13 protein-coding genes are annotated in these 14,375 nt (G+C 65.3%); 7 read left to right on the forward strand and 6 right to left on the reverse strand.

Features of this window, described 5'->3' with window-relative positions; translation table 11 throughout:
* The 6 genes from TZ03_RS31715 to ydcS form a co-directional block, all read right to left on the reverse strand.
* The coding region (locus tag TZ03_RS31715) for a hypothetical protein (RefSeq protein WP_236692915.1) at positions 1–282 on the reverse strand (282 nt) is incomplete at its 3' end.
* Between the two features lie 122 nt (positions 283–404).
* Positions 405–1,829, reverse strand: a complete 1,425-nt coding sequence (locus tag TZ03_RS27435; protein WP_051101456.1) for a gamma-aminobutyraldehyde dehydrogenase — start codon at positions 1,827–1,829, stop codon at positions 405–407.
* A 16-nt stretch (positions 1,830–1,845) separates the two neighbouring features.
* The gene (locus tag TZ03_RS27440) at positions 1,846–2,652 is read right to left on the reverse strand and encodes an ABC transporter permease (RefSeq protein ID WP_051101457.1); all 807 of its coding nucleotides are present in this window, start codon (positions 2,650–2,652) and stop codon (positions 1,846–1,848) included.
* On the reverse strand, positions 2,642–3,553 hold the full coding sequence (locus TZ03_RS27445) for an ABC transporter permease (protein WP_051101458.1): 912 nt from the start codon (positions 3,551–3,553) through the stop codon (positions 2,642–2,644). The genes TZ03_RS27440 and TZ03_RS27445 overlap by 11 nt, the downstream gene beginning before the upstream one ends.
* Position 3,554: 1 nt before the next feature.
* Positions 3,555–4,586: an ABC transporter ATP-binding protein gene (locus tag TZ03_RS27450; protein ID WP_051101459.1), complete on the reverse strand. Its 1,032-nt coding sequence runs from the start codon at positions 4,584–4,586 to the stop codon at positions 3,555–3,557.
* Positions 4,587–4,718: 132 nt separating this feature from the next.
* Positions 4,719–5,870 carry a putative ABC transporter substrate-binding protein YdcS gene (gene ydcS / locus TZ03_RS27455; RefSeq protein WP_051101460.1) on the reverse strand — a complete coding sequence of 384 codons (1,152 nt, stop codon included), beginning with the start codon at positions 5,868–5,870 and terminating at the stop codon, positions 4,719–4,721.
* Positions 5,871–6,025: 155 nt separating this feature from the next.
* Here ydcS and TZ03_RS27460 point away from each other — a divergent pair, with 155 nt between their 5' ends.
* The 7 genes from TZ03_RS27460 to wspF all read left to right on the forward strand — a co-directional run bounded on the left by TZ03_RS27460 (position 6,026) and on the right by wspF (position 14,368).
* Positions 6,026–6,709: a tellurite resistance TerB family protein gene (locus tag TZ03_RS27460; protein WP_051101461.1), complete on the forward strand. Its 684-nt coding sequence runs from the start codon at positions 6,026–6,028 to the stop codon at positions 6,707–6,709.
* Positions 6,710–6,981: 272 nt separating this feature from the next.
* Positions 6,982–8,604 (forward strand): methyl-accepting chemotaxis protein, encoded by a 1,623-nt coding sequence (locus TZ03_RS27465; RefSeq protein WP_051101462.1) that lies wholly within the window; start codon positions 6,982–6,984, stop codon positions 8,602–8,604.
* Positions 8,605–8,609: 5 nt separating this feature from the next.
* Entirely contained in the window at positions 8,610–9,116 is a 507-nt protein-coding gene (locus tag TZ03_RS27470) for a chemotaxis protein CheW (RefSeq protein WP_051101463.1), read from the forward strand.
* Positions 9,113–10,393, forward strand: a complete 1,281-nt coding sequence (locus TZ03_RS27475; protein WP_051101464.1) for a CheR family methyltransferase — start codon at positions 9,113–9,115, stop codon at positions 10,391–10,393. The genes TZ03_RS27470 and TZ03_RS27475 overlap by 4 nt, the downstream gene beginning before the upstream one ends.
* A complete protein-coding gene (locus tag TZ03_RS27480) occupies positions 10,390–11,052 on the forward strand; it encodes a chemotaxis protein CheW (RefSeq protein WP_051101465.1) in 663 nt (220 codons plus the stop codon). Before TZ03_RS27475 ends, TZ03_RS27480 begins: the two co-directional genes overlap by 4 nt.
* Positions 11,049–13,358, forward strand: coding sequence for a hybrid sensor histidine kinase/response regulator (locus TZ03_RS27485; RefSeq protein WP_051101466.1), 2,310 nt, complete (start codon positions 11,049–11,051; stop codon positions 13,356–13,358). Before TZ03_RS27480 ends, TZ03_RS27485 begins: the two co-directional genes overlap by 4 nt.
* Entirely contained in the window at positions 13,355–14,368 is a 1,014-nt protein-coding gene (wspF, locus tag TZ03_RS27490; RefSeq protein WP_051101467.1) for a Wsp signal transduction system protein-glutamate methylesterase WspF, read from the forward strand. The genes TZ03_RS27485 and wspF overlap by 4 nt, the downstream gene beginning before the upstream one ends.
* Positions 14,369–14,375 lie beyond the last annotated feature (7 nt).

Here is a 14,375-nt window from a genome sequence, read left to right on the forward strand (position 1 = left end):
TGTGGGAGCGGGCAAGCCCGCGAAGAAGGTGCGCCGGTGGCGGTTCGACGCCTCGATAACCCCCCACAGAGGTCGCGCAAGATCAGGGTTTGGTACTCGATCCTGCTTCTTTGGCGAATTCCAGATAGTCATCCACTGCTTGTTTGAAAGCAGAAGACAATAGCCTGCGTGACTGAGCATGAAACCCGACGATTTCGCGGGTTGTGCAAAGGTGACCGACCCATAAGCGGTCTTCCTTGCTGTATTTCGCCTTTGCTCTTTGTCCTCGATATTCCATGTCATCTGGCCCTTTGCTCATCGCATTTTGATGACTGCAAGATAGAAGATGAGTCATTGGGAATGGGCTGAGCCGATTGTAGGAAAGCGCCTGGATTGCGGTGTTGGCCGCAATCCGGGCTGTATGCTCAATGCTTGATCATCACATGCCGTACACAGGTGTAATCCTCCAGCCCATACATCGACATGTCCTTGCCATACCCCGAATGCTTCTGCCCGCCATGGGGCATTTCGCTGACCAGCATGAAGTGGGTGTTCACCCAGGTGCAGCCATACTGCAGGCGTGCCGCCAGACGATGGGCGCGGCCGGTGTCGCGGGTCCACACCGATGAGGCCAGGCCGTAGTTGGAGTCGTTGGCCCATTCCAGCGCCTGTGCTTCGTCGCTGAAGCGGGTCACCGACACCACCGGGCCGAACACTTCGTTACGCACGATCTCATCGTCCTGCAGGGCATCGGCCAGCACGGTCGGCTCGAAGAAGAAACCGTCGCCAGCAAGTGCCTTGCCACCGGTCACCAGGCGAATGTGCGGCTGGGCGATGGCCCGCTGCACCAGGCCGGCCACCTTGTCGCGGTGCTGGGCGCTGATCAGCGGCCCCAGTTCGGTATCCTCGGCCTCCTGCAGGCCTGGCTTGAGGCTGGCGACTGCCTTGCCCAGGCGTTCGACGAAGCGCTCGTAGATACCGTCCTGCACGTACAGGCGGCAGGCTGCGGTACAGTCCTGGCCGGCGTTGTAGAAACCAAAGGTGCGGATGCCGTCGATGGCAGCGTCGATATCGGCATCATCGAACACCAGTACCGGGGCCTTGCCACCGAGCTCCATGTGCATGCGTTTCACACTGTCGGCGGTGGCGCTGATGATGTGCGCACCCGTGGGGATCGAGCCGGTAAGCGACACCATGCGCACCTTGGGGTGATTGACCAGTGGGTTACCGACCGTCTGGCCACGGCCGAAGAGGATGTTCAGCACGCCCGGAGGTAGCAGGTCCAGGGCCAGCTCGCCCAAGCGCAGGGCCGTCAGCGGGGTCAGCTCGGACGGCTTGATCACTACCGTGTTGCCGGCGGCCAGGGCCGGGGCGATCTTCCACGCCAGCATCATCAGCGGGTAGTTCCACGGCGCGATCGAGGCGACCACACCCAGCGGGTCACGGCGGATCATCGAGGTGTGGCCTGGCAGGTATTCACCCGCCGCCAAGCCGCCCAGGCAGCGCGCCGCACCGGCAAAGTAGCGGAACACATCGGCAATCGCCGGTATTTCGTCATTCAGCGCCGCACTCAAGGGCTTGCCGCAGTTTTGCGATTCCAGCCGGGCCAGTTCGTCGCCATGGGCCTCGATGCTATCGGCCAGCGCCAGCAAGGCCTGCGAGCGCTCCTTGGGGCTGGTTTGCGACCAACTGTCGAAGGCCTGGTCGGCGGCGCGCACGGCGCTGTCCACCTGGGCCTCGCTGGCTTCGTTGAGCTGCGCCAGGGCAGTGCCCAGCGCCGGGTTGAGCACGGTCCAGGCCGGGCCTTCGCCAGCGACCAGCTGGCCATTGATCAGCATCTGCGTTTGCATCGGGGACTCCTCCAGGTCATTTGCCACTGCCCGCGACGCTTTCGCCGCCACGGGTCAGGTAATAGGCGCCAAGGATCGGCAGCATGGTCACCAGCATCACCAGCATGGCGACCACGTTGGTCACCGGCACGTCGCGCGGGCGGCTGAGCTGGTTGAGCAGCCAGATCGGCAGGGTACGTTCGTGGCCGGCGGTGAAGGTGGTGACGATGATTTCATCGAACGATAGGGCAAAGGCCAGCATGCCGCCGGCCAGCAGCGCCGAGCCGAGGTTGGGCAGGATGATGTAGCGGAACGTCTGCCAGCCATCGGCGCCGAGGTCCATGGAGGCTTCGATCAGGCTCTGCGAGGTACGCCGCAGGCGAGCGATCACGTTGTTGTAGACGATCACCACGCAGAAGGTGGCGTGGCCGACCACGATGGTGAATACCCCGGGTTCCACGCCTAAGGTCTTGAACGCCGAGAGCAGGGCGATGCCGGTGATGATGCCGGGCAGGGCGATGGGCAGGATCAGCATCAGCGAAATGCTCTCCTTGCCGAAAAAGCTGCGCCGGTACAGTGCCGCCGAGGCCAGCGTGCCGAGTACCAGGGCGATCAGCGTGGCCAGGCAGGCCACCTGTAGCGACAGCTTGATCGCCTCCAGTACATCGGGCCGGGCGAAGGCCACGGCGAACCATTTCAGGGTAAAGCCCTTGGGTGGGAAGCTGAATGCCGCGTCTTCGGTGTTGAAGGCGTACAGGAAGATGATCAGGATCGGGAAGTGCAGGAACAGCAACCCGCCCCAGGCCGCCAGGCGCAGCCCGGTCGAGGCTTTTTCAGAGTGCATCGAAAGCCCCCAGGCGCTTGACGATGGACAGGTACACTGCGATCAGCACGATCGGCACCAGGGTGAACGCGGCGGCCATCGGCATATTGCCGATCGCCCCTTGCTGGGCATAGACCATGCTGCCGATGAAATAGCCGGGTGGGCCGACCAGTTGCGGCACGATGAAGTCGCCCAGGGTCAGCGAGAAGGTGAAGATCGAGCCGGCGGCGATGCCGGGTATCGACAGCGGCAGGATCACCTGCACGAAGGTTTGCCCCGGCCGTGCGCCGAGGTCTGCCGAGGCTTGCAGCAGCGAGGGCGGCAAGCGCTCCAGCGCGGCCTGGATCGGCAGGATCATGAATGGCAGCCAGATGTACACGAACACCATGAAGCGCCCCAGGTGCGAGGTCGACAGGGTGCTGCCGCCCACGCCCGGCACCGCCAGCAGCGCTTGCAGCAGGGCGTCCAGGTGCAACTGCTGGACGAACCACTGGGTCACGCCGCCCTTGGCCAGCAGCAGGGTCCAGGCGTAGGTCTTGACGATGTAGCTGGCCCACATCGGCATCATCACCGCGATGTAGAAAAACGCCTTGGTCTTGCCGCTGGTGTAGCGCGCCATGTAGTAGGCGATGGGGAAGGCCAGCACCGCGCTGGCCAGCGACACGGCCACCGCCATGCCCAGGGTGCGCAGGATGATGTCGAAGTTCGACGGGTTGAACAGCGCGGCGAAATTGCCCAGGGTCAGGTCCGGGGTCACCGCCATGGTGAAGTCGTCGAAGGTGTAGAAGCCTTGCCACAGCAGGTTCAGCAGCGAGCCCAGGTAGATCGCTCCGAACCAGGTCAGCGGCGGGATCAACAGCAGTGCCAGGTACAGGTTGGGGCGCCGGTACAGCAGGTTGGACAGGCTGCGCAGTGTGCTCATGTCAGCGGGTCTCGGTTTCCTGCAGCACGGTCATGGCTTCACGGGGCCAGTGTGCCTGCACCCGTTGCCCGGGCTGCCAGGCCTGTGCCTGCGCTTGCCAGCGGTCGTTGGCCTGGCTTACCGCCAGCAGTTGGCCGCCGTCCAGTTGCAGTTCGTAGCGGGTGGCGCTGCCCTGGTACTGGACATCGCGCAGCAAGCCGCTGACCTGCACCTCATGGCTGGTCACCACCGGGTCGCCCAGGCGGATGTGCTCGGGGCGGATGGAGAAGGGCGCCAGGCTGCCGTTGAGTGCCATGGCCAGCTCGCCACGCACCACGTTGGAGGTGCCGACGAATTCGGCGACGAAGGTGGTGGCGGGCTTCATGTACAGGTTGCGTGGCGTGTCGACCTGTTCGATGCGGCCGCGGTTGAACACCGCGACCCGGTCGGACATCGACAACGCCTCGGTCTGGTCGTGGGTGACGAAGATGAAGGTGATGCCCAGCTGGCGTTGCAGCTTCTTCAGCTCGCCTTGCATCTGTTCGCGCAACTTCAGGTCCAGCGCGCCCAGCGGCTCGTCCAGTAGCAGCACTCGTGGCCGGTTGACCAGCGCCCGGGCCAGGGCTACACGCTGGCGCTGGCCGCCGGACAGCTGCGCCGGCTTGCGCACGCCGTAGCCGGCCAGGGCCACCATGGCCAGCGCTTCTTCGGCGCGGCTGTGGCGTTCGGCCTTGGCCACGCCTTTTACCTTCAGGCCATAGGCGATGTTGTCCAGCACGTTCATGTGCGGGAACAGCGCGTAGTCCTGGAACACCGTGTTGACGTCACGTTGATACGGCGGCACGCCGGCGGCCTCGACACCGTGGATGCGGATCGAGCCGCTGGTGGGTTGTTCGAACCCGGCGATCAGGCGCAGGCAGGTGGTCTTGCCCGAGCCCGAAGGGCCGAGCATGGAGAAGAACTCGCCATCGATGATGTCGATGCTGACCTGGTCGACGGCCTTCACCTCGCCGAAGGTGCGGGAAACCTGGGTGAACTGGACGGCTAGGGGCATGCGGGGGCTCCGGACAACAATGTTTCTCCTGTTCCGGCCTCTTCGCGGGTAAACCCGCTCCTACAGGCGGTGAAGAACTTGTGTAGGAGCGGGCTTGCCCGCGAAGAGGCCAGTACAGGCATTCAGGCAACCTCAGCGCCCACCCATGATCGCGATGTAATCCTGGGTCCAGCGGCTATACGGCACGAACTTGCCGCCCTGGGCCTGCGGGGTCTTCCAGAAGGCGATCTTGTCGAAGTTGTCGAAGCCGTTGGTCTTGCAACCCTCGGCCCCCAGCAGTTCGCTGCCGCTGCACGCCGCCGGTACCGCCGGCAACGAACCGAACCAGGCCGCGATGTCACCTTGCACCTTCGGCTGCAACGACCAGTCCATCCACTTGTAGGCGCAGTTGGGGTGCTTGGCCTCGCTGTGCAGCATGGTGGTGTCGGCCCAGCCGGTCGCGCCCTCCTTGGGAATGGTCGAGGCCACCGGCTGGTTCTCGGCCTTCAGGCCATTGACCATGTAACCCCAGGAACTGGATGCGACCACGCCTTCGTTCTTCACGTCGCTCATCTGCACCGTGGCATCATGCCAGTAACGGTGAATCAGCGGTTGCTGCTGGCGCAGCAGTTCGAGCACGGCCTTGTATTGGGCTTCGTTCAGTTCGTACGGGTCTTGGATGCCCAGCTCCGGTTTGGCCGACTTCAGGTACAGCGCCGCGTCGGCCATGTAGATCGGTCCGTCGTAGGCTTGCACACGGCCCTTGTTCGGCTTGCCATCGGGCAGCTCCTGTGGCTCGAACAGCACGCCCCAGCTGGTGGGGGGCTGCTTGAACACGTTGGTGTTGTACAGCAGCACGTTCGGCCCCCACTGGTATGGGGTGCCGTAGACCTGCTTGTCGACCACGTACCAGCCGCCGTTCTGCAGGCGCGGGTCGATGTTCTTCCAGTTGGGGATCAGGGCGGTGTTGATCGGCTGCACGCGCTTGCCGGCGATCAGCCGCAGCGAGGCATCGCCCGAGGCGGTGACCAGGTCGTAGCCGCCCTTGGTCATCAGGCTGACCATCTCGTCCGAGGTGGCAGCGGTCTTGACGCTGACCTTGCAGCCCGTTTCCTTCTCGAAGCCGGTCACCCAGTCGTAGGCCTTGTCACTTTCACCGCGCTCGATGTAGCCGGGCCAGGCGACGATGTCCAGGCGCCCCTCGCCAGGGCCCAGGGCCTTGGGCGGTTCGGCGGCCTGCAGGCTGGCGCTGGCGAGCAAGGCGCCCGACATGGCGCCGAGCAATGCGGTCTTGTGCACTGACATGGTGTTCCCTCTTCTTGGAGATTTTGGTCGCGGCAGTGGTCGAGTCTAGTTGGCTTTTTGCCAGCCAATGCAACATCCAGAATCAAATCCAGGCGTGGTCGGTGATCGGGCAGGCCTTACTCTGGCGGCTGACTTCCTAGCGTGGAGACCTGTACATGAACACCCGTGGCCTGCTTGACCAACTGCTGAAATCTGGCCAGGAGCTGCTGAACAAACAATCCGCTTCCGGCAAACCTGCGACGGGGGCGAACGGGCTTGGCGGCCTGCTTTCCGGGGCCGGCGGTGGGCTTTTGGGCGGCGGTGCACTGGGCTTGTTGCTGGGCAGTAAAAAGGCCCGCAAATATGGTGGCAAGGCGCTTACCTATGGCGGCCTGGCCGCGCTTGGCGTGCTGGCCTACAAGGCCTATGGCAACTGGCAGGCGCGCCAGCAGGTGGCCGCAACCGAGCCGCAGACCGTCGACCGCCTGCCGCCGGCCCAGGTCGAGCAGCACAGCCAGGCGGTGCTGCGGGCGCTGGTGGCGGCGGCCAAGTCCGATGGCCATATCGACGAGCGCGAGCGGGCACTGATCGAGGGCGAGTTCACGCGCCTGGACAGCGATCGCGAACTGCAGCACTGGCTGCATGCCGAGCTGAACAAACCGCTGGACCCGGCCGAAGTGGCTGGTGCGGCGCAAACGCCCGAGATGGCCGCCGAGATGTACCTGGCCAGCGTGATGATGGTCGATCAGGAAAACTTCATGGAGCGCGCCTACCTGGACGAACTGGCACGCCAGCTGCGCCTGGAGCCGGGCCTGCGCCAGGAGCTGGAAAGCCAGGTGCGGTTGGCCGCGGGCCAGTGACCGGGGGCTGCGTTGCAGCCCATCGCCGGCAAGCCGGCTCCCACAGGGATCGCGCATGGCTTGAGTTCGACGCGCTCCAGGTGGGAGCCTGGCTTGCCGTGGCGACGAACCGCGGCGATGGGGCGCGCAGCGGCCCCAATGGCCATTGCACACATGGCATGTCCATCAGCACAGATGCCTGTTTACCCCACATTTCACCCGCAAAAGCGTAAGGCCCCTGGGCTATACTTCGGCGATTTTTCCCGCTCGTTGTGAATTCCTGAGGGCTGAATGTGAAGAACTGGACCTTGCGCCAACGGATCCTGGCAAGTTTCGCCGTGATCATCGCCATCATGTTGCTGATGATCGTGGCTGCCTACTCGCGGTTGGTGACCATAGAAGCTGCCGAGGACGCGGTGGGGACCGACAGCATTCCCGGGGTCTACTACAGCTCGATGATCCGCAGCGCCTGGGTCGACAGTTATGTCACCAGCCAGCAACTGGTGGGCCTGTCCAACCGCCGCGAAATCACCTCGGCCGACATGGAACTGTTCAAGAGCTTCGATGACCGTTTGAAGCAGCACATGGCTAGCTACCAGGCCACTATCCAGGACGATGACGACCAAGCCCGCTTCGACAGCTTCATCCAACTGAAAGAGAACTACGTCAAGATCGTCGGCCAGGTGCTGGACGCCTACCGCCAGCACAACTACGACGAAGCCCAGCGGCTGATCACCGAGGTGCTGGCCCCTGCTTGGCTGGACGGCCGCAAGCGCCTGAACGAGGTGATCGATCACAACCGCGCTGCCGCCGACGCCGACACCGCCGAAATCGTCAGCGCCGTGAGCACCGCCAAGGGCAGCATGGTGGTGTCACTGCTGTTGGCAATCATTGCCGCCGGTATTTGCGGCCTGCTGCTGCTGCGCTCCATCACTGCGCCCATGCAGCATATCGTGCATGCCCTCGACAAACTGCGTTCGGGCGACTTGAGCATGCGCCTGAACCTGGCCCGCAAAGACGAGTTCGGCGCCATCGAAAGCGGCTTCAATGAAATGGCCGAAGCGCTGGCCAACCTGGTGTCCCAGGCCCAGCGCTCGTCGGTGCAAGTCACCACCTCGGTGACCGAAATCGCCGCCACCTCCAAGCAACAGCAGGCCACCGCCACCGAAACGGCCGCTACCACTACGGAAATCGGCGCCACTTCGCGGGAAATCGCCGCCACCTCGCGTGATCTGGTGCGCACCATGACCGAAGTCACCTCTGCCGCTGACCAGGCCTCCAGCCTGGCCGGTTCCGGCCAGCAGGGCCTGGCGCGCATGGAGGAAACCATGCACCAGGTAATGGGCGCCGCCGACCTGGTCAACGCCAAGCTGGGCATCCTCAACGAAAAGGCCAGCAATATCACCCAGATGGTGGTGACCATCGTCAAGGTCGCCGACCAGACCAACCTGCTGTCGCTCAACGCCGCCATCGAGGCGGAAAAGGCCGGCGAGTACGGCCGTGGTTTTGCCGTGGTGGCCACCGAAGTGCGCCGCCTGGCCGACCAGACCGCGGTGGCCACCTATGATATCGAGCAGATGGTGCGCGAGATCCAGTCGGCGGTGTCGGCAGGGGTCATGGGCATGGACAAGTTCTCCGAAGAAGTGCGCCGGGGCATGTTCGAGGTACAGCAAGTGGGCGAGCAGCTCAGCCAGATCATCCACCAGGTGCAGGCCCTGGCACCGCGCGTGCTGATGGTCAACGAAGGAATGCAGGCCCAGGCCACCGGTGCCGAACAGATCAACCAGGCGCTGGCCCAGCTCAGCGACGCCAGCACCCAGACCGTCGAGTCGCTGCGCCAGGCCAGTTTCGCCATCGATGAGCTGAGCCAGGTGGCCGCCGGCCTGCGTGGCGGCGTGTCGCGCTTCAAAGTCTGACCAGGATGGACGACTTGCAACCGCGCACTGCGCCGCCGGGTAACGCCAAGGGGGCGCTGTACCTGCAGTTTCGCATCAAGGACCAGCGCTTTGCCCTGAGCGTGCACGAGGTGATCGAGGTGCTGCCGCGCCAGCCGCTCAAGCCGATCGCCCAGGCGCCTGCCTGGGTCGCGGGCATTCTTGCCCACCGTGGCGCGCTGGTGCCGGTAGTCGACCTGGCCGCGCTGAGCTTTGGCCAGCCGGCGGCGCAGCGCACCAGTACCCGCCTGGTGCTGGTGCACTACCGCGGCGGCCTGCAGCTGGGCCTGATCCTGGAGCAGGCTAGCGAAACCCTGCGTTGCCATCCCGATGAATTCCAGCCTTACGGCGTGGACAGCGGCGCAGCGCCTTACCTGGGCCCGGTGCGCCAGGACCAGCAAGGTCTGCTGCAGCTCATCGAAGTCAACGACCTGCTGCCTGCCGCCGTGCACCAGTTGCTGTACAGCGATGCCCCGACAGGGATGCCGACATGAACCAACAGCGTTTCTTCCGCTTCTTGCATGAACGCATCGGCCTGGATGTCGAGTCGGTGGGCGCGCCCATGATCGAGCGTGCGCTGCGCCAGCGTTGCCTGGCTGTGAACGCCGGCGACCTGGACGATTACTGGCTGCGCCTGCAACAGTCGGCGGATGAGCAACAGGCACTGATCGAAGCGGTGATCGTTCCGGAAACCTGGTTCTTCCGTTACCCCGAATCCTTCACTGCCCTGGCCAGCCTGGCGCACAAACGCCTGGCCGAGCTTGCGGGCGCGCGCCCGTTGCGCTTGCTCAGCCTGCCCTGCTCGACCGGCGAGGAGCCCTATTCGCTGGCCATGGCCTTGCTCGATGCCGGCATCGCGCCGGGGGCGTTCCTGATCGACGGCATGGACATCAGCCCCAGTTCGGTGGCCAGGGGCGGGCAGGCCGTCTACGGGCGCAATGCCTTCCGCGGCAACGACCTGGGCTTTCGCGAGCGCTACTTCGACGCCCTCGACGAAGGCCACCGCCTGCATGAGCGGGTACGCCAGCAAGTCAGCCTGCAGGTGGGCAATGTGCTCGACCCGGGGCTGGCCAGCCGCGATGGCCTGTATGACTTCGTGTTCTGCCGCAACCTGCTGATCTATTTCGACGTGGCGACCCAGCGACGGGTCTTCGAAGTGCTCAAGCGCTTGCTTCATCCGCAAGGTGTGCTGTTCATCGGCCCGGCCGAAGGCAGCTTGCTGGCGCGGTTGGGGATGCGTCCGCTGGGGATTGCCCAATCGTTCGCCTACGTGCGCCAGGAGGGCAGCAGCGCTGCGGTGGCTGCGCTCCCCACCGCGTCAGCGCCAGCACGGCGCACGTTGCCGCCGCTGGCCACGCCGGGTTATCCGCCGCCGAGCGCACCGTTGCCGCACCCGCTGCGCGTACTGCCTGTGGTTGCCAAGCCTGCACCGGCCCGTGAGCACAAGCGCGAGGGCGAAAGCGAGTTGCTGGCCAGCATCGCCCGGCTGGCCAATGCCGGTGCCAGCGAGCAGGCCCGTGGAGAATGCCAGCGTTACCTGGCCCAGTTCGCGCCGTCGGCGCAGGTGTACTACTGGCTGGGGCTGCTCAGCGATACCGACGGCGATGCCCGGCAGGCGCTGAGCCACTATCGCAAGGCCCTGTACCTGGAGCCGCAACACCCCGAGGCGCTGGTGCACCTGGCGGCCTTGCTGGCGGCCCAGGGCGACCTGGCAGGTGCCCGGCGCCTGCAGGAGCGGGCCGCACGGGTTGGTCGGGAGTCTGAACGATGAACGGTGAATCCACCATGCAGCTGCTTGCCGAGGATGACGCGCACATCGACGACTGCTGGAACCGCATTGGCGTGCACGGCGATAAACAATGCCCATTGCTGGAACGGCATATTCACTGTCGCAATTGCGAGGTGTATGCCGCTGCGGCCACGCGCCTGCTCGACCGCTATGCCTTGCTGCAGGACCACCAGGCGGTAGTGGCGCCGGTCGAGGAACACACCGGCCGCTCCATGCTGCTGTTCCGCCTGGGCGAAGAGTGGCTGGCGCTGGCTACCGCCTGCCTGGCGGAAATCGCCCCCCTGCAGGCGGTGCATTCGTTGCCGCACCAGCGTTCACGGGTGTTGCAGGGGGTTGCCAACGTGCGTGGTGCACTGGTCCCGTGCCTGTCACTGGCGCATCTGCTGGGTGTGCCGGCCGCTGCCGCCGAGCCGCGCAGCGGCCGGGCGATGCCGCGCATGCTGATCCTGGCTGCCGAAGGTGGGCCGGTGGTGATGGCCGTCGAGGAAATCGACGGCATTCATCGGCTCGACCCGCTGTCGCTCGGCAGCGGCCAGGACCCCACGCACTTCACCAGCGCGGTGCTGCAATGGCGTGGCCGCAGTGTCCGAGTGCTGGACGATCAACAATTACTGTCTGCGGTGCAGCGGAGCCTGTCATGACCCCAGAGCAAATGCGCGACGCATCGTTGCTCGAGCTGTTCAGCCTGGAGGCTGAGGCACAGACCCAGGTGCTCAGCGCCGGCCTGATGGCACTGGAGCGTAACCCCACACAGGCCGATCAGCTCGAGGCCTGCATGCGTGCCGCGCACTCGCTGAAGGGCGCGGCACGCATCGTCGGGGTGGATGCTGGCGTGAGTGTCGCCCACGTCATGGAAGATTGCCTGGTGGCCGCCCAGGAAGGCCGTTTGCGCCTGACCGCCGAGCATATCGACGCCCTGTTGCAGGGCACCGACCTGCTGATGCGCATCGCCACGCCAGGCGATGCCGGGGCGCAGGCGACCCTGCCGGTGTTCCTTGCGCAAATGGCCAGCCTGCTCGACCCGGGAGCCGCGATCACGCCCGCCCTGCCAGCGGCTGTAGCCGTGCCGCCGGACCTGCCGCTGGCACCCTTGCCAGCCGAGCCGCCGCTGACGCCTGCGCAACTGCTGGAGCCAGAACCCGAGGCTGAGCCCGAACCCGCGCCGCGTCGCAAGGCGGGCAAGCGCGCAGGCGAAGGTGCCGAGCGGGTGCTGCGGGTCACTGCCGACCGCCTCAACTGCCTGCTCGACCTGTCCAGCAAGTCGCTGGTGGAAACCCAGCGGCTCAAGCCCTACCTGGCCACCCTGCAACGCCTCAAACGCATGCATGGCCAGGGCATGCAGGCACTCGATGGCCTGCGCATGCAGCTGGAGGACAGCGACCAGAGCAGCGAGGTGCTCGAAGCCCTGGCGCAAACCCAGCGTCTGCTGGCAGAAACCCAGCAGATCCTGCAGCAGCAGGCGGCCGACCTTGACGAGTTCGGCTGGCAGGCTAGCCAGCGTGCGCAGTTGCTGTACGACACCGCCCTGGCCTGCCGGATGCGGCCGTTCGCCGATGTGCTGACTGGCCAGAGCCGCATGGTCCGTGACCTTGGCCGCTCGCTGGGCAAACCGGTGCGGCTGGCGGTGGAAGGGGAGAAGACCCAGGTCGACCGCGATGTGCTGGAAAAGCTCGAAGCGCCGTTGACCCACCTGTTGCGCAACGCGGTCGATCACGGTATCGAACTGCCAGAGCGGCGCCTGCTGGCGGGCAAGCCGGAGGAGGGCGTGATCCGCCTGCGTACTTCGCACCAGGCCGGCATGCTCAGCCTGGAACTGATCGACGACGGCGCCGGTATCGACCTGGAGCGCCTGCGCGGCAGCATCGTCGAACGTGCCCTGGCGCCTGCCGACACGGTGGCGCGGATGAGCGAGGCGGAGCTGCTGACGTTCCTGTTCCTGCCTGGCTTCAGCTTGCGCGACAAGGTTACCGAGGTGTCCGGGCGCGGTGTCGGCCTGGACGCGGTGCAGCACATGATCCGCGAGCTGCGCGGTTCGATCGAGCTGACCCAGGTGGCTGGGCAGGGCTGCCGTTTCCACCTGCAGGTGCCGCTGACCCTGTCGGTGGTGCGCAGCCTGGTGGCCGAGGTGGGCGGTGAAGCCTATGCCTTCCCGCTCGCTCATATCGAACGCACGCTGGAGGTGACCGCCGAGCAGATCGTGCAGATCGAAGGGCGCCAGCACTTCTGGCACGAAGGCCGGCATATCGGCCTGGTGGCGGCCAGCCAGTTGCTCAACCGCCCGGCCGGGCAAACGGACGAAGCCAGCCTGCGGGTGGTGGTGATCCGTGAGCGCGAGCAGCTGTACGGCGTGGCCGTGGAGCGCCTGGTGGGCGAACGGGTGCTGGTGGTGATGCCTCTCGACCCACGGCTGGGCAAGGTGCAGGACATTTCTTCCGGCGCCTTGCTCGATGATGGCTCGGTGGTGCTGATCGTCGATGTCGAGGACTTGCTGCGCTCGGTGGAGAAACTGCTCAGCACCGGCAGCCTGGAACGCATCGAGCGTGGTAGCGGCGGCGCCCGTGGTGTGGTGCGCAAGCGCATCCTGGTGGTCGATGACTCGCTGACCGTGCGCGAACTGCAGCGCAAGCTGCTGGGCAACCGTGGCTACGAGGTGGCCGTGGCGGTGGATGGCATGGACGGCTGGAACGCCTTGCGCGGCGAAGACTTCGACCTGCTGATCACCGACATCGACATGCCGCGCATGGACGGCATCGAGCTGGTCACCCTGGTGCGCCGCGACCAGCGCCTGCAAGCGCTGCCGGTGATGGTGGTGTCCTACAAGGACCGCGAGGAGGACCGGCGACGTGGCCTGGATGCTGGCGCCGACTACTATTTGGCAAAGGCCAGTTTCCATGACGATGCGTTGCTGGATGCTGTGGTGGAACTGATCGGAGGTGCTCAGGGATGAAGATCGCCATCGTCAATGACATGCCCATGGCTGTCGAGGCGTTGCGCCGGGCGGTTGCCTTCGAGCCCGCGCACCAGGTGATATGGGTGGCCAGCAATGGCGCCGAAGCGCTGCAGCGTTGTACCGAGCAGTTGCCAGACTTGATCCTCATGGACCTGATCATGCCGGTGATGGACGGCGTGGAGGCTACCCGGCGGATCATGGCCGAAACCCCGTGTGCCATCGTCATCGTCACGGTCGATCGCAAGCAGAATGTGCATCGGGTGTTCGAGGCCATGGGGCACGGCGCCCTGGATGTGGTAGACACGCCGGCCCTGGGGGCTGGGGATGCCCGGGAAGCCGCGGCGCCGTTGTTGCGCAAGATCCTCAACATCAGTTGGCTCATTGGCCAGCAGCGCCCGCCTGCCGCTCGCCCGGTAGCTGCGCCGGTTCGTGAACTTTCCCAGCGCCGCGGCCTGGTGGCCATCGGCTCGTCGGCAGGTGGGCCGGCGGCCCTCGAAGTGTTGCTCAAAGGCTTGCCTGCGGCGTTTCCGGCGGCCATCGTGCTGGTCCAGCATGTCGACCAGGTGTTTGCCGCGGGCATGGCCGAATGGCTCAGCAGCGCGGCTGGCCTGCCCGTGCGCCTGGCCTGTGAAGGCGAGCCGCCACAGCCCGGGCAGGTGCTGCTGGCCGGCACCAACCACCACATCCGCCTGCTCCAGAACGGCCAACTGGCCTACACTGCCGAACCTGTGAATGCAATCTACCGGCCTTCGATCGATGTGTTCTTCGAGAGTGTGGCGCGTCATTGGTCCGGCGATGCCGTGGGCGTGTTGCTCACCGGCATGGGGCGCGACGGTGCCCAGGGCCTGAAGCTGATGCGTCAGCAGGGCTTTCTGACCATTGCCCAGGACCAGGCCAGCTGTGCGGTGTACGGCATGCCCAAGGCCGCTGTGGCGATCGATGCCGCAGTGGAAATACGCCCGCTGGAACGCATAGCCGGGCGCTTGACAGAAATTTTCGCAAAATGACGAAGTG

The organism is Pseudomonas sp. 10-1B (assembly GCF_000935045.1).
Classification (GTDB): Bacteria; Pseudomonadota; Gammaproteobacteria; order Pseudomonadales; family Pseudomonadaceae; genus Aquipseudomonas.